Annotated in this window: 15 protein-coding genes; 13 read left to right on the top strand and 2 right to left on the bottom strand. The window is 70.0% G+C overall.

Annotation, left to right across the window (positions count from 1 at the left end; all coding sequences use genetic code 11):
• The first annotated feature begins 105 nt into the window (after positions 1 to 105).
• From VJ693_RS17095 to VJ693_RS17085, 3 genes are read left to right on the top strand one after another with little or no spacing between them, the layout of a single operon-like run.
• A complete protein-coding gene (locus tag VJ693_RS17095; protein ID WP_324156058.1) occupies positions 106 to 891 on the top strand; it encodes a WecB/TagA/CpsF family glycosyltransferase in 786 nt (261 codons plus the stop codon).
• A gap of 8 nt (positions 892 to 899) precedes the next feature.
• Positions 900 to 1,787, top strand: a complete 888-nt coding sequence (gene rfbA, locus VJ693_RS17090; RefSeq protein WP_324156194.1) for a glucose-1-phosphate thymidylyltransferase RfbA — start codon at positions 900 to 902, stop codon at positions 1,785 to 1,787.
• 11 nt (positions 1,788 to 1,798) lie between these two features.
• Positions 1,799 to 2,749 carry a class I SAM-dependent methyltransferase gene (locus VJ693_RS17085; protein ID WP_324156057.1) on the top strand — a complete coding sequence of 317 codons (951 nt, stop codon included), beginning with the start codon at positions 1,799 to 1,801 and terminating at the stop codon, positions 2,747 to 2,749.
• On the opposite strand, the gene VJ693_RS17080 is transcribed toward VJ693_RS17085, so the two are convergent.
• On the bottom strand, positions 2,750 to 3,451 hold the full coding sequence (locus tag VJ693_RS17080; RefSeq protein ID WP_324156055.1) for a helix-turn-helix transcriptional regulator: 702 nt from the start codon (positions 3,449 to 3,451) through the stop codon (positions 2,750 to 2,752). It abuts the gene before it with no gap.
• A gap of 134 nt (positions 3,452 to 3,585) precedes the next feature.
• Between VJ693_RS17080 and rfbC the strand changes: the two genes are divergently transcribed.
• From rfbC to VJ693_RS17040, 8 genes are all read left to right on the top strand, one after another.
• Entirely contained in the window at positions 3,586 to 4,131 is a 546-nt protein-coding gene (rfbC, locus tag VJ693_RS17075; RefSeq protein WP_324156054.1) for a dTDP-4-dehydrorhamnose 3,5-epimerase, read from the top strand.
• 16 nt (positions 4,132 to 4,147) lie between these two features.
• Positions 4,148 to 5,488: a UDP-glucose/GDP-mannose dehydrogenase family protein gene (locus VJ693_RS17070; RefSeq protein ID WP_324156052.1), complete on the top strand. Its 1,341-nt coding sequence runs from the start codon at positions 4,148 to 4,150 to the stop codon at positions 5,486 to 5,488.
• A gap of 221 nt (positions 5,489 to 5,709) precedes the next feature.
• Positions 5,710 to 7,164, top strand: a complete 1,455-nt coding sequence (locus VJ693_RS17065; protein WP_324156050.1) for a mannose-1-phosphate guanylyltransferase/mannose-6-phosphate isomerase — start codon at positions 5,710 to 5,712, stop codon at positions 7,162 to 7,164.
• Positions 7,165 to 7,185: 21 nt separating this feature from the next.
• Complete coding sequence (locus tag VJ693_RS17060) at positions 7,186 to 8,580, top strand: undecaprenyl-phosphate glucose phosphotransferase (RefSeq protein WP_324156049.1); 1,395 nt, start codon at positions 7,186 to 7,188, stop codon at positions 8,578 to 8,580.
• A gap of 103 nt (positions 8,581 to 8,683) precedes the next feature.
• The gene (locus VJ693_RS17055) at positions 8,684 to 9,979 is read left to right on the top strand and encodes a hypothetical protein (protein ID WP_324156047.1); all 1,296 of its coding nucleotides are present in this window, start codon (positions 8,684 to 8,686) and stop codon (positions 9,977 to 9,979) included.
• Positions 9,980 to 9,992: 13 nt separating this feature from the next.
• The gene (gene lpxA, locus VJ693_RS17050) at positions 9,993 to 10,775 is read left to right on the top strand and encodes an acyl-ACP--UDP-N-acetylglucosamine O-acyltransferase (protein WP_324156046.1); all 783 of its coding nucleotides are present in this window, start codon (positions 9,993 to 9,995) and stop codon (positions 10,773 to 10,775) included.
• Between the two features lie 119 nt (positions 10,776 to 10,894).
• Positions 10,895 to 11,866, top strand: a complete 972-nt coding sequence (locus VJ693_RS17045) for a GNAT family N-acetyltransferase (protein WP_324156044.1) — start codon at positions 10,895 to 10,897, stop codon at positions 11,864 to 11,866.
• A 13-nt stretch (positions 11,867 to 11,879) separates the two neighbouring features.
• Positions 11,880 to 12,299, top strand: coding sequence for an FdtA/QdtA family cupin domain-containing protein (locus VJ693_RS17040; protein ID WP_324156042.1), 420 nt, complete (start codon positions 11,880 to 11,882; stop codon positions 12,297 to 12,299).
• Here the strand turns inward: VJ693_RS17040 and VJ693_RS17035 are convergent.
• Positions 12,296 to 13,264 (bottom strand): threo-3-hydroxy-L-aspartate ammonia-lyase, encoded by a 969-nt coding sequence (locus VJ693_RS17035; RefSeq protein ID WP_324156040.1) that lies wholly within the window; start codon positions 13,262 to 13,264, stop codon positions 12,296 to 12,298. The genes VJ693_RS17040 and VJ693_RS17035 overlap by 4 nt on opposite strands.
• Positions 13,265 to 13,411: 147 nt before the next feature.
• Here VJ693_RS17035 and VJ693_RS17030 point away from each other — a divergent pair, with 147 nt between their 5' ends.
• Positions 13,412 to 13,996: a LysE family translocator gene (locus tag VJ693_RS17030; RefSeq protein WP_324156038.1), complete on the top strand. Its 585-nt coding sequence runs from the start codon at positions 13,412 to 13,414 to the stop codon at positions 13,994 to 13,996.
• A 6-nt stretch (positions 13,997 to 14,002) separates the two neighbouring features.
• Positions 14,003 to 15,445, top strand: coding sequence for a PLP-dependent aminotransferase family protein (locus VJ693_RS17025; RefSeq protein ID WP_324156037.1), 1,443 nt, complete (start codon positions 14,003 to 14,005; stop codon positions 15,443 to 15,445).
• The last annotated feature ends 4 nt before the right edge of the window (positions 15,446 to 15,449 follow it).

The raw sequence follows: 15,449 nt of genomic DNA, 5'->3' as shown, positions 1-15,449 counted from the left end.
CCACCCCTTGCTGACCCAATGAGCCACGTACCGCCTCGGATCTCGCAGACTGCACCTGTCACGGCTCCCCGCGTTTTTGCGATCGCCGGGCGGCCGTGGCGCCGCGTGCCGCTGCTGAACGTATGGGCCGACGACCTGACGATGCCGCAGCTGCTCGACCGGCTGGACGCCGACGGCGGAATGGTCTTCACCATCAACCCCGACCACCTCTACCACCTGCAGACGAGCGCGCCCTTTGCCGCGGCCTACCGCACGGCCGACTTCATCACTGTCGACAGCCACTACGTCTGGTGGGCGCTGCGCTGGCAGGGCCACGGCGTGGCCGAGAAGATCACCGGCTCGGATCTTTTCCCCGCGTACTGCCGGCGCCACGCGGCCGACCCGGCGGTGCGCATCTTCCTGTTGGGTGCCAGGCCCGGCGTTGCCCAACGGGCGCGGGAGCGGATCAACGCGATGGCCGGGCGCGAACTGGTCGTCGGCGCCCACGGGCCATCGATGGACTTCGTCGACGACCCCGACGAGATCGCGTCGGTGCTGGGCATGGTGCGCGCCAGCGGCGCGACCGCCCTGATGGTCGGCCTGGGCGCACCCAAGCAGGAGGTCTGGCTGGCCCGCCACCGCGCCGCGCTGCCCGGCGTGCGGGTGCTGATGGGCATCGGGGCGACAATCGACTACGAGGCCGGCGAGGTCAAGCGTGCGCCGGTCTGGATGCGCCGGCTCGGCCTCGAATGGGCCTACCGCGTGCTCAGCGAGCCGCGCCGCTACGGCTTGCGCTACCTGCGCAACGCGCGCTTCCTGTGGTGGATGGCGCAGGCGCGTGCCGGCCAGTACCGTGACCCATTCCCCCAGGCCGGCCCCGCGCCGCGCCCCATCATTGGAGATTCCCCGTGACTCATGCCATGACGCCCGCCCGCAAAGGCATCATCCTCGCCGGCGGCGCCGGCACCCGTTTGCACCCGGTGACGCTCTCGATCAGCAAGCAGCTGATCCCGGTCTACGACAAGCCGATGGTGTACTACCCGCTGTCGGCGCTGCTGCTGGCCGGCATCCGCGACATCCTGCTTATCAGCACGCCGCAGGACACCCCCCGCTTCGAGCAGTTGCTGGGCGACGGCGAGCGCTGGGGCATCAAGCTGCGCTACGCGGTGCAGCCCAAGCCGGAGGGTCTGGCCCAGGCCTTCCTGATCGGCGAGGAGTTCCTCGCCGGCGCCCCCAGCGCACTGGTGCTCGGCGACAACATCTTCTATGGCCACGACCTGGGCCGGCGGCTGCAGGCCGCGGCGGCGCGCCCGTCCGGCGCCACGGTGTTCGCCTACCCGGTGACCGACCCCGAGCGCTATGGTGTCGTCGAGTTCGATGCCGGCGGCCGTGCGGTCAGTCTCGAGGAAAAACCAGCGCAACCCAAGAGCCGCTATGCGGTGACCGGCCTGTACTTCTACGACCACCAGGTCGTGGGCCACGCGAAGGCACTTGCACCGAGCGCCCGCGGCGAGCTCGAGATCACCGACCTGAACCGGCGCTATCTCGAGGCCGGCGAACTCGACGTGCAGATCTTCGGCCGCGGCGACGCCTGGCTCGACACCGGTACGCACGACAGCCTGCTCGAAGCCGGTGCCTTCGTGCAGACGCTGGAGAAGCGGCAAGGCCTGAAGGTCTGCTGCCCGGAAGAGATCTGCTGGCGCCAGGGCTGGATCGGCGACGAGCAACTCGCCGGCCTGGCGGCGCCGCTGGCCAAGAGCGGCTATGGCCAGTACCTGCAGCAGGTGCTGCGCGACCGGGTGTTCTGAGAGACGTGTCGATGACCGCCACGCCAGACGCCGAAGCTGCCAGCGCCTGCCCCTTGTGCCGAGGCGAGATGCACCGGTTGTTCGAGGCGCGCGACTACCGCCGGCCGCAGCTGGCGCAGACCTTCCGTGTGGTCTGGTGTTCGCGGTGCGGCTACGGCAGGGTCGCGGCGCGCCTTTCGCCACAGGATGTCGCGGCGTTCTACCGGGTCGACTACTACACGCACGCCGAAGCGGGCGACGCCGCGGCGCCGGCGGCACGCCGCCTGCTCGACCGGTTGCGCACCCACCTTGCGTGGCGCTTTGACCGCGGGGCGGATTTCGCACCGCAGGAGCTTGGCGCGCCGGGCCGAATCATCGACATCGGCTGCGGCGCCGGCCCCAACATGGCCAAGCTGCAGGCGGCAGGGTTCGAGGTGGTCGGCATCGAGCCGGACCCGGCGGCACGCCAGGTCGCGAGGCAATTCGGCCCGGTGCACGAGGGCACCGCCGAGGACCCGCCGGCCGAGGCCGGCACGGGCTTCGACTATGCGTTGATGTCGCACGTGCTGGAGCACACGATCAACCCGGCCATGGCGCTCCAACGCGTCCATGGCCTGCTGCGCCCCGGTGGCACTGCGGTCGTCGAGGTGCCGAACTGCGCCGCGCCGGGCTTCGGCCGGTTCGGCCCGAGCTGGCCCTGGACCGATCTGCCGCGCCACCTGCACTACTTCACGCGTGGCTCGCTGACGGCGATGCTGACGTCGACGGGCTTCAAGCCGGTCGGCTTGCACTACACCGGCTTCACCCGCCAGTTCGACCCGGCGTGGATCCGCGCACTCGACGCGATCCATGACGAACTGCAGTGTCCCGACGACCGCAGCACGGCACTCGGCCGGCAAAGCTGGGGTCTGCTGTTGCGCAGCGCCTGGGCACCGGCAGATCGCAAGTACGACTCGATCCGGGTGCACGCCACCCGGGTTTGATCAGCTTTGCAGGCCGGGCGATTTCAGCGCGGTCACCAGCGGAGGCAGCAGCGCGACCTGCTTGACCAGCTCGACCATGCTGTGGCAGTGCGTCTTCTCTTTCAGGTTGTGCACATGGCTGCGCACGGTGGCCACCGCGACGCCCATCCGCTCGGCGATCTGGGTCGGGCGCAGGCCCTCGCACAGGGCCGTCAGCACCTCTTCCTCGCGCTGCGAGAGCCCGCGCGCGCGGGCGAACGCGCCGACCGAGAGCTTTTCGACGAGCTGGGCGCGCTGCAGGGTCAGCAGCACGGCATTGCCGCTCGTGTGGTTCGACAGCGCCAGCGGCAGCGGCACGATCGACAGGCCGACGCGCGCCTCGGCGCCGCCCAGGTTCAGCAGGCAGCGTGCGCCGCGGCGGCGAGCCGCTTCGAGTGCATCGGCCAGCGCCGGCTGCTCTTGCGGGTCGCGTGCGCGCAGGCGCCGGCTGCGCAGCTCGAGCGGGTGGTGCGAGCCCATTTCACGCAGCGCGGCGTGGTTGGCATGCACGACCAGCCCATCGGCAGAGATCAGCATCAGGCCGTAGTCGACCTCGTCCAGCACGCAGGCCATCAGCCGTACCAGGCCGGCGTTCTCGGCGCCGCGACGCTCCGGCCCGCGGTAGGCGAGTTCGGATTCGAGGGCGATCAACGCGGTGTTCATGATCGGTTCGGGCGCAGACATTCGGATTCCTGGGCACTTGATCATCGGCGACGGAAGCCGCCGGAACAGGGTGGGCGGCGCTGCGCCGTTGCCCAAAGCGTGAACAATTGGTTACCAGGACGGGGCTTGTGGGCCCCATGGGACAATCCCGCCGCATGAAGATCGAGAAGACCGCCATCGAGGGCGTGCTGGTGCTGGAGCCGAAAGCCTTCGGCGACGCGCGCGGCTTTTTCATGGAGAGCTACAACCAGCGCCAGTTCGAGGCGGCGGTCGGCTCGCCGGTGGCGTTCGTGCAGGACAACCATTCGCGCTCCGCCCGCGGCGTGCTGCGCGGCCTGCACTTCCAGCGCGCGCCGCACGCCCAAGGCAAGCTGGTGCGCGTGGTCAGCGGCGCGGTGTTCGACGTGGCCGTCGACATCCGCCCGGGCAGTGCCACTTTCGGCCGCTGGGTCGGGGCCGAGCTGAGCGCCGACAACCACCGCCAGCTGTGGATCCCGCCCGGCCTGGCGCATGGTTTTCTGGTCCTCAGCGACTCGGCCGACTTCCTCTACAAGACCACCGACTATTACGCCCCCGAGGCCGAGGGCGCGCTGCGCTGGGATGACCCGGAAATCGGCATCGCGTGGCCCGATGCCGGAGTGGCGCCGATCCTGTCGCCCAAGGACGCGGTGGCCCCTGCCTTGCGCGAACTCGCCAACTGAAAGCTAAGAACAATCCATGAAAGTCACCGTCATCGGCACCGGCTATGTCGGCCTGGTCACCGGCGCCTGCCTCTCCGAGATGGGCAACCACGTCGTCTGTCTCGACGTGGACGCCCGCAAGATCGAGATCCTCAATACGGGCGGCATCCCGATCCATGAGCCGGGCCTGCAGGAACTGGTGCAGCGCAACGCGTCGGCCGGCCGTCTCGAGTTCACCACCGACATCGCGCGCGCGGTGGCCCACGGCACGCTGCAGTTCATCGCGGTGGGTACGCCGCCCGACGAGGACGGCTCGGCCGACCTGCAATACGTGACGGCGGCGGCGCGCAACATCGGCCGACTGATGACCGACCACAAGGTCATCGTCGACAAGAGCACGGTGCCGGTGGGCACGGCCGATCGCGTGCGCGCGGCGGTGGCCGAAGAACTCGCCAAGCGTGGCGTCGAGCTGGCCTTCTCGGTCGCCTCGAACCCCGAGTTCCTGAAAGAGGGCGCCGCGGTCGAGGACTTCCTCAAGCCCGACCGCATCATCATCGGCACCGAAGACGAACGGGCGACGCTGCTGCTGCGCGCGCTGTACTCGCCCTTCGTGCGCAACCACGACCGGCTGCTGGTGATGGACATCCGCAGCGCCGAATTCAGCAAGTACGCCGCCAACGCGATGCTGGCCACCCGCATCAGCTTCATGAACGAGCTGTCGCGCCTGGCCGAAGCCGTGGGTGCCGACATCGAGCAGGTTCGCGTGGGCATCGGCTCCGACCCGCGCATCGGGACCCACTTCCTCTATCCCGGCGCCGGCTACGGCGGCAGTTGCTTCCCGAAGGACGTCAAGGCACTGGCCCGCAGCTCGGCCGAGGCCGGCCTGCCGAGCAAGATGATGGCCGCGGTCGAGGCGGTCAACGAAGAACAGAAGCTCGTGCTGGTCAAGAAGATCGTCGCGCAGTACGGCGAGGACCTGCACGGCAAGACCTTCGCCGTCTGGGGCCTGGCCTTCAAGCCGAACACCGACGACATGCGCGAGGCGCCCAGCCGCGTGGTCATTGCCGAGCTGGTCAGGCGCGGCGCGCGTGTGCAGGCCTACGACCCGGTCGCCGCGGCCGAGGCCAAGCGCGTGCTGGCGCTCGACCTCGGCCCCGACGCGCTCTCGGCCGTGCACTTCGCGCCGTCGGCGCCGGCCGCGTTGGCCGGTGCCGACGCGCTGGTGATCGTCACCGAGTGGAAGGAGTTCCGCACGCCCGATTTCGACGTGCTGGCCGCCACCTTGGCCGACAAGCGGGTCTTCGACGGCCGCAATCTCTACGACCCCGCGCTGGTGCGCGGCTTCGGCCTCGCCTACCACTCGATCGGCCGGCGCTGACGCGGGCCGCCGGATCGAGGCGGCTCGGCGCTCGGCTGCGGGCCGTTACGATCAGCCGGCGCTGGCGTGATGGAATGCCCATCTAACACGGCCCGAACCTTGCGTCCTAGGGAGTCCTAGGGGGCCGGGCCGCTGGGGCTTGTTTGCCACAATAGCCCGCACTTGCACCGCTGCCTTGCCGTCGCGGGCGGTGCGCATTCCATCTGCCATCGAGGTTGTCCATGTCCCGATCCATTTCCGTGTTGCCGGTGATCATGGCCGGCGGCAGCGGCACGCGGCTGTGGCCGCTGTCGCGCGCGGGCTATCCCAAGCAGTTCCTGGTGCTGACGGGTGACGCCAGCCTGTTCCAGCAAGCCGCGGAGCGCGTGGCCAACCTGGCTGACGGCGACATCGTCGTCGACCCGCCGGTGGTGGTGGGTAACGCCGAGCATCGGTTCATGGTGCTCGAGCAGCTGCGCGAGCTGGGCATGGACAGCACCGCGGTGGTGCTCGAGCCTTCGGGCCGCAACACCGCGCCCGCGCTGACGCTGGCCGCGCTGCAGGCCCAGGAGGACGGGGCTGACCCGGTGCTGGTGGTGACCCCCGCCGACCAGACGGTGGCCGACGCGGCGGCCTTCACTGCCGCGCTGCAGGAAGCCGTGCGCGGTGCCGCCGAAGGCTCGATCGTGATCCTCGGCATCACGCCCGACCGGCCCGAGACCGGGTACGGCTATATCCGCGTCGCTCCCGGCGCCAGGGCCGGCGAACTCGCGGCCGTCGCGCAGTTCGTCGAGAAGCCGAACCTCGCCACGGCCGAGCGCTACCTGGCCGAAGGCGGCTACTACTGGAACAGCGGCATGTTCGTGCTCAAGGCCTCGGTTTGGCTGAAGGCGCTGCAGTCCTTCCGCCCCGACATCCTCGAAGCCACCCGGGCTTCTTGGGAGGCCCGGCGCTCGGATGCCAAGTTCGTGCGCCCTGGCAAGAAGGAGTTCGAGCAGGTGCCGGCCGACTCGGTCGACTACGCAGTGATGGAGCGCTGCCCCGGCAGCGCCTTCGACATCCGCATGGTGCCGCTGGCCGCGGGCTGGAGCGATCTCGGCGCCTGGGACGCTGTCTGGCAGATCGCCGGCAAGGACGGCTTCGGCAACGCCTCGGTCGGCGACGTGATGATGGAGGACACCCGCAACACGCTGGTGCATGCGACCGGGCGGCTCGTCAGCACCGTGGGTGTCGACAACCTGGTCGTCGTCGAGACGGCCGACGCGGTGCTGGTGGCCGATGCGGCGCGCAGCCAGGACGTGAAGAAGATCGTCAGCAAGCTGGCCGCCAACGGCCGCGGTGAAGGCCTGCTGCATCGCAAGGTGCACCGTCCCTGGGGCTGGTACGACAGCATCGACGCCGGCCCGCGCTTCCAGGTCAAGCGCATCATGGTGCGCCCCGGCGCCTCGCTGAGCCTGCAGATGCATCACCACCGCGCCGAACACTGGATCGTCGTCACCGGCACCGCCGAGGTGACCTGTGGCGAGAAGAAGATCCTGCTGACCGAGAATCAAAGCACCTACATCCCGCTCGGCGAGGTGCACCGCCTGGCCAATCCGGGCAAAGTCGATCTCGAGATCATCGAAGTGCAGTCCGGCAGCTACCTCGGCGAGGACGACATCGTCCGCTACGAAGACACCTACGGCCGCACGGCCTGACGCCGGCGGCCCCGACCGTCGATGTTTGAAGAACGCAGCGCCCGCAAGCAGTTCCTGAGCGCACCGCCCAGCGTGCCGTCGGCGATCGCGGCGGTGCTCGAGCCGGTGCTGGCGGCGGTGATGCTGGCGGTGTTCCACGCCATCTTCGACGAGCCTTTCGGCGGCCCGGCGATGGCGATGGCGATCCTGTTGCTGGTGCTGATCTTCCCGGGGCTGAACCGTTTCGGCAAGACGGGCATCGGCGTCGGCATCGACATCTTCCTGTCGTGGATCGGCGTGCTGTTCGTGCTGGTGCTGGTGGGCTACGCCACCGGCGGGCTGCAGGCCTTCAACCCCGAGCTGCTGCTGGGCTGGGCCATCGCGACGCCGCTGGTGCACTGGCTGTGCGTCGTGTTCGGCACGGCCTACATGCGCCATCGCGCCGCGCTGCCCGAGTTCCGGCGCCCGGCCGTGATCGTCGGCGCCCACCGCATGGGGCAGCGGGTGGCCGAGATGCTGCAGGCGCGCCGGGGCTACGGCCACGACCTGCTCGGCTACTTCGACGACCGCTCGGCGGCCCGGCTCGAGCTGCCGGTGGACGTGCCGCTGCTGGGCGGCCTCAACGAGCTGCCGCAGTTCATCGAGCAGCACGGCGTGAAGGACGTGTTCATCACCTTGCCGCTGACCTCGCAGCCGCGCATCCTGCAGCTGATGGAGACCCTGCAGAACACGACCGCCTCGGTGCATTTCGTGCCCGACGTGTTCGGCGTGAGCATCATCCAGGGCCGGCTGGAGGACATGGGCGGCGTGCCGGTCGTCGGCCTGCTGGTCACGCCGTTCACCGGCATCAACGGCCTGCTCAAGCGCGCCAGCGACATCGTGCTGGCCACGCTGATCCTGCTGCTGATCACCCCGGTGCTGATCGCGGTGGCGATCGGCGTGAAGCTCAGCTCGCCCGGGCCGGTGATCTTCCGCCAGCGCCGCACCGGGCTCGACGGCGAGGTCATCGAGGTCTACAAGTTCCGTTCGATGACCGTGCAGGACGATGGCGCCGTGGTCGCGCAGGCCACGCGCAACGACCCGCGCGTGACCCGCTTCGGCGCCTTCATCCGCAAGACCTCGCTCGACGAGCTGCCGCAGTTCTTCAACGTGCTCAAGGGGCAGATGAGCATCGTCGGCCCGCGCCCGCATGCGGTGGCGCACAACGAGCAGTACCGCAAGATCGTCAAGGCCTACATGGCGCGCCACAAGGTCAAGCCCGGCATCACCGGCTGGGCGCAGGTCAATGGCCTGCGTGGCGAGACCGACACGGTCGACAAGATGGCGCGCCGGGTCGAGTACGATCTGGAGTACCTGCGCAACTGGTCGCTCGGGCTCGATCTGCTGATCATCGCCCGCACCGCCAAGCTGATGTTCTTCGATCGCAAGGCGTACTGACATGACTACCCCCATGCTCCCTCCGGTCGCTGCCCCCCGAGGGGGCTTTTGCAGCGGACCGGCCAAGCCGGATCCGCGCAAATCCCTTGGTTGGGTCGGCGTCGTGCGTCGCGGTTCTTGTCCGGCCGGGGCGCTGATCGCTGTCGCGGCCGCCTGGGTCCTGGCCGGTGCGGCCCACGCCCAGGCCCAGGTCGACACCCCGCCGCCGCCGCCCGTATCGCCACCGCCGCCGATCACGCAGCCGCAGCCCGGCCCGGCCCAGCCGTTCAGCATCGGCCTGTCGGAAACCCTGACGCACGATTCCAACTTCTTCCGCACCAGCACGAACGAAGAAGCCGAGTGGACCTCGGTCACGGCGCTCAACTTCGGCCTTGACCAGATGTTCGGCCGCCAGCGCCTGCACGGCAACGCGGCCCTGCAGATGAACCGCTACAAGGAGCACGACGAGCTGAACAACACCGGCCACGACGTGGCGCTGCAGCTCGACTGGGAAACGGCCGGCGACCTGTCCGGCGTGCTCGGCGCGCAGTCGATCCGTCGCCAGTACCGCTTCGGGCTGGACAGCGCCACGCCGCTGGACGACGCCCGCAACATCGAAAGCACCCAATCCGGCTACTTCCAGGGGCGCCTGGGCGGCATGGGTGAATGGGCGCTCCTGGTCGGCGCGAACGCGTTGGACCGTGGGTACTCGAACGCCACCTTCGCGGCCGACAACGACCTGTCGCAATGGAGCGGCGAAGGCGGCATCGGCTACAAGCCCAGCCCCGATCTCGGGGGCCAGTTGCTGGCGCGCTACACCCGCATCTCGCGGCCGGACACCAGCTTCTACGACGATTCCAGCCGCAAGGATCTCGAGCTCGGCGTTTTCTGGCAGGCCTCGGGCGCGAGCCGGTTCGACGTGCGGCTGACCCGATCGGAGGAGAAGCACGCGGTGCTCGCCGACCGCAGCTTCTGGACCGGCGGCATCGGCTGGGACTGGGCGCCCAGCGGCAAGCTGCGCCTGCGGACCCAGGTCCTGCGCGACATCGAAGGCGGCAGCGGCAACGTCGCGACGCCCGAGGCGACGATGCCCGCGGTGCCCGCAGGCGACCAGCTGCGCGACGCCTTCATCTGGTCGGCGCAGTGGGCGGCCACCGCGAAGATCAACGTGATCGGCGGCGTGCAGTGGTCGCGCCGCAAGCTCAGCCAGCTGCTCGAAGTCGGCGGCGGCCACCTCAGCGATCGCACGACCGCGGTGACACTGGGCGTGCAGTACAGCCCCGCGCGGGCGCTGGACCTGGGCTGCAACATCGCCAGCGAGCGCCGCGACAGCAACGCCGTCAGCATCGCCGACCTGGCGCTGACGCGTGACTACGATGCGCTCGCCGCCGGCTGCACGTTCCAGTTCTGGTTCCGCTAGGTTCCCCACCGCGATGATCCACCCCACCGCGGTCATCAGCGGCGACGTCGAGATCGACCCGACTGCCGAGATTGGCCCGTGGTGCGTGCTGGAGGGTGAGATCCGCATTGGCCCGCGCACGCGGCTGATGAACGGCGTCTCGCTGCAGGGGCGCGTGACGATCGGTGCCGACAACCTGTTCGGTGCCCATGCGGTGATCGGCGGTGCGCCGCAAGACCAGAACTACCACGGCGAACCCACCGAGGTCGTGATCGGCGACCGCAACCAGGTCTTCGAGTTCGTCACCATCCACCGCGGCACGCCGCGCCAGCACGGCTGCACGGTGCTGGGCGACGACAACTTCGTGATGGCCTACGTGCACCTGGCGCACGACGTGGAGCTCGGCAACCACTGCCGCATCACCAGCTACTCGGGCATCGCCGGCCTGTGCACGATCGACGACCACGCGGTGATTGCCGGCATGGTCGGCATGCAGCAGTACGTGCGGGTCGGTGCGTACTCGTTCATCTCGGGCATGTCGGCCGTCGCGCAGGATGTGCTGCCGTACTCGATCGCCTACGGCACCGAGGGGCAGACGCACCTGCGCGGCGCCAACCTGATCGGCCTGAAGCGGCACGGCTTCTCGCGCGAGGACATCGACATCGCGCGCCGGCTGCTCGCCTGCTTCCAGGGCAGCGAGAAGCCGCTGGCCCAGGTGATGGCCGAGGCCGAGGCCGAGTTCGACACCACGCACCCGATCGTGGCGCGCGTGCTCGACTTCGCCCGCGCACCATCGGTCCACGGCATCACGCGGTGAGGTGGTGCCCCCACGCTCCCTCCGGTCGCTGCCCCCCGAGGGGGCTCTTGCAGCGGACCGGCGAAGCCGGATCCGCGCAAGCACCTTGGCGGGCCCGCGCCATGCACGCCTAGATCCAAATGGCAGCCGAGTTTGAGCTCCAACCCTACCGCGCGAGCAACGAGGCCGCGTGGAACGCGCTCGTCGCGGCGAGCCCGAACGGCACCTTTCTGTTCGACCGAGGTTTCATGGGCTACCACGCCGATCGATTCGACGACGCTTCGCTGCTCGTCGAGCGGCGCGGCAAGCTGATTGCCGTGCTGCCGGCGAATCGGCAGGGCGCTCGCGTCGTGAGCCATGCGGGCCTGAGCTACGGTGGCCTGGTGCTGGCCGACACCCTCGGGGCGCAGGCCACCTGGGCGCTGCTGCAGGCGCTGCAGGCGCACTGGCGTGCGCAGGGCGTGGCCGAGCTGCTGTACAAGACCGTGCCGCCGATCTACCACCGCCTGCCCTGCGAAGACGACCGCTGGGCGCTGTGGCGCTGCGGCGCGCAGCCGGTGCGGCGCGACGCCCTGTCGGTGATCGGCCCGACGCCGGCGCACTGGCCACCGAAGCGGCGGCGCGCCATCACCCAGGCCACGCGGCGCCGCACCGAACTGAGCCTGGTGTCCCACCCCGGCGCGGCCGCTGAATCAGCCGACGACTGGGCCGCGTTCTGGGCCGTCCTCGACCGAGAGCTCCAGGCGCGCCACGGCAACCGGCCGGTCCACACGCTGGCCGAGATGCGCCTGCTGGCCGCGCGCTTTCCGGCCGAGATCAGCTTGCGCGTGGCGCGCTGGAACGGCGACCTGGTGGCCGGCCTGGTGCTGTTCGACACGCCGACCGTCCGCCACCTGCAGTACATGGCCGCCGATGCACAGGGCCGGCGCTGCGCGGCGCTCGATCTGCTGCTCGAGCAGTCGATCGCCGAGGCCCAGGCGAGCGCCAGGTGGTTCGATTTCGGCCACTCGAACGAGGACGAGGGCCGGGTGGTGAACACGGGGCTGGCCTTCTACAAAGAGAGCTTCGGCGCCAGCACCGTGGTGCATGATCACTACCTATTGCCTTGCTAGCGAGGAGAGCGCCGTGGCCCATGTCGACGATTGCCGCCTGGTCGAGTTGCGCACGGTGTACGACCACCGCGGCTCCATTTCCTTCGTCGAATCCGGCGTCGACTTCGAGTTCCCGATCAAGCGGGCCTACTGGACCTACGACGTGCCTTCGCGTGCCTCGCGCGCCGGCCACGCGCACCTGAAGCTGCGCCAGCTCTACGTGGCGATGTCGGGCTCGTTCCAGGTGCATCTGGACGACGGCGTGCACCAGCGCGTGGTCCCGCTGGGCCACCCGAACGAGGGCCTGCTGATGGTGCCGGGCATCTGGCGCGAGCTGCACGGCTTCTCGTCGAACGCCTGCCTGCTGGTGCTCGCTTCGGAGCTGTTCGACGAGGCCGACTACATCCGCGAGCACGCCGATTTCATGCGCTGGGTCCAGGCGACAGGCCTTTAGCCGTCGATCAGCTCGGCGAAGCGCGGCAGGTCGACGTTGCCGCCCGACAGCACCACGCCGACTCGCTTGCCGCGCACGTCGAGTGCGCCGTTCATCACCGCCGCGGCGCCGAGACAGCCGGTGGGCTCGACGACCAGCTTCATCCGCCCGGCGAAGAACTTCATCGCCCCGACGAGCTGCGCGTCGCTGGCGGTGACGACGCGGACGCCGAGCTGCTGCAGCACCGGGAAGGTGTGCCGCCCGAGCGACCGGCTCTGCGCCGCATCGGCGATCGTCCTCGGCGTGTCGATGCGCACGATCTCGCCCTTGGCCAGGCTTTGCTGGCCGTCGTTGCCGGCCTCCGGCTCGACGCCGACGATCTCGCACGCCGGCGCGAGGTGCCGCGCCGCGACGGCGGTGCCCGACAGCAGCCCGCCGCCGCCCAAGGGCGTGACGATCATGTCCAGTGCGCCGACCTCCTCGAACAGCTCCTTGGCCGCTGTGCCCTGGCCAGCCATCACCTGCGGGTGGTCGAAGGGCGGGATGAAGGTCATGCCGCGCTCGCCGGCGAGCCGCTCGATGATCACCGCCGGATCCTCGGCATAACGGTCGTAGCGCACGACCTCGGCCCCATAGCCGGCGGTGGCCGCGACCTTCATGGCCGGCGCGTCCTGCGGCATCACGACCAGCGCCGGCACGCCCAGCCGTTGCGCCGCCCGGGCAATCGCCTGGCCGTGGTTGCCTGACGAGAAGGTGATCACGCCGCCGGCGCGCTGGGCGGGCGTGAACTGCGCCACCGCGTTGTAGGCGCCCCGGATCTTGAAGGCCCCGGTGCGCTGCAGGTTCTCGCACTTGAAGTGGAGCGTCGCGCCGGTCAGCGCGTCGGCCGTGGCCGAGCGCATCACCGGGGTGCGTTCGGCGATGCCGGCCAGGCGCTCGTGGGCGCGAGCCACGTCGTCGTAGGAAATCGAAAGCGTCGTCGTCATGATCGGCACGCTAGCAGCGCTGCCCCGGCCTGAAACTGTGTGGCTGCATGGGCTGACACAGTGTGTGGCGCTGCGCGCCGCGCTGTGGCTTCACGCCCACCGCGGGCGCCGCGAGACTGGCAGTCCGCTTCACCTGACGTGCCTGCCATGACCGACCTGCTGCCGCTGCTGACCTACTCGTTCGTGATGTCCAGCACCCCGGGCCCGAACAACCTGATGCTGACCGCCTCGGGCGCCAACTTCGGCTACCGGCGTTCGCTGCCGCACATCCTGGGCATCGCCGCCGGCCACGGGCCGCAGATCTTCCTCGCCTGCCTGGGCCTGGGTGCGCTGTTCCAGGCCTTTCCGATGCTGCACCAGGCGCTGCGCATTGCCGGTGCCGCTTACCTCGCCGTGCTGGCCTGGCGCCTGGCCGGCTCGGCGATCGGGCAGCGCGACCTGCCGCAGCCGCTAGGCTTCTGGCAGGCGATGGGCTTTCAGGCGGTCAACCCCAAGGCCTGGGTCAAGGCGATCACGGTGGCCACGGTCTTCATGCCGAGCGGCCTGGCGCTGCTGCCGGCGGCGGCGCTGGTGACTGCGATTTCGATCGCGATCAACCTGCCGTGCGTGTCCGCGTGGGCGCTGTTCGGCGTCGCGATCCGCCGCCTGCTGACCGACCCACGCCGGCGCCGTGTCTTCAATGCCATCATGGCGGCCACGCTGCTGGCGCTGGCCATCGGCCTGTTCCTCTGACCCCCTGTGATTTCACCGCTCGACCGTTCATCCGCTGCCCCGCTGGCCGACCAGATCGAGTCGCGCCTGGCGCTGCTGATCGGCTCGGGCCAATTGCCGGTCGGCGCCAGGCTCACCTCGATCCGGGCGCTCGCGGCCCAGCTGGCGGTCAGCCCGAACACGGTGGTCACCGCCTACGATCGCCTGGTGGCCCAGGGCCTGGTCGACACGCGCGGCACGGCCGGTTTCTTCGTCGCCGAGGCGAACACGCCGCCCGCCTTGCCGAGCCGGCTCGAGGCCGGCGAAGCGCATGACGCCGTCTGGCTGGTGCAGCAGGCGCATGACCAGCGTGCCAGCCTGCTGCCGGCCAGCAGCGGCGCGCTGCCGGTCAGCTGGCTCGAGGATGCGATACCAGCGGCAGTCGTGCAGCGCGGCCTGGCGCGCAGCGCCGGCGGCATGGCCGCGCGCTGCCCGCCGCAGGGCCTGCCCGCGCTGCGCGAGCGCATCGCGATGCTGATGCGCAGCCAGGGTATCGCGGTCGATGCGAGCCGGGTGCTCACCTGCTTCGGGGGCACCCACGCGATCGACCTGATCTGCCGCAGCTTCCTGCAGCCCGGCGACGCCGTGCTGGTCGAGACGCCGGGCTACCACCTGCTGTTCGATCGGCTGCGCGAGGCGGGCGTCAAGATGATCGGCATCGCCCGACGCCACGACGGGCCGGATGTCGACCAGCTCGACGCCGCCTGCCGCGAGCACCGGCCGAAGCTGTTCTTCATCCAGAGCGTGCTGCACAACCCGACTGGCTGGGGCAGCAGCGCGGCCCGGCTGCACCAAGCGCTGAGCCTGGCCGAGCGGCACGACCTGCTGCTGGCCGAGGACGACGTGCACGGCCACTTCCTGCCCGGGCCGGCGACGCGGCTGGCGCAGCTGTCGGAGCTGCGGCGTGTCATCTACTACTCGAGCTTCTGCAAGGCGCTGAGCCCGGCGCTGCGCGTGGGCTACCTGGCCGCCGAGCCGGCGCTGCTGAAGGCGCTGCTGGCGGCCAAGATCCGCTCGGTGCTGACGACCGCGACGCTGAACGAGAACGTGCTGCTCGAGCTGCTCGCCAGCGGCCGTTTCCGCAAGCACCTGGACCGGCTGCAGGCCAAGCTCGCCGCTGCGCGACAGGCCTCGATGCGCGCGCTGCACGGCGCCGGCATCCTGCTGGACCGGCCGGCCGAAGGCGGCCTGTTCCTCTGGGGCACGCTGCCGGCCGGCATCGACGCCGACGAGCTCGTGAAGGAGGCCTACCGCCAGCAGATCCTGCTCGCCGGCGCCGCTTTCGACGCCGCCCAGACCGACCAGCGTCACCTGCGCTTCAACGTCGTGTACGCCCAGCATCCGAAGCTGGCCGAGTTCCTGTCTCAGCGGCTGCAGGCTTCGACGGCGGCGCAGCAGGCGATCCGGCGCGCGGCGGCGGGGGCGCGCTGAAGGG

The organism is Ideonella sp. (assembly GCF_035254525.1).
Taxonomy (GTDB): domain Bacteria; phylum Pseudomonadota; class Gammaproteobacteria; order Burkholderiales; family Burkholderiaceae_C; genus Ideonella.
Note: the sequence above shows the minus strand (reverse complement) of the source record. Positions and strands in the feature narration are given on the sequence as shown.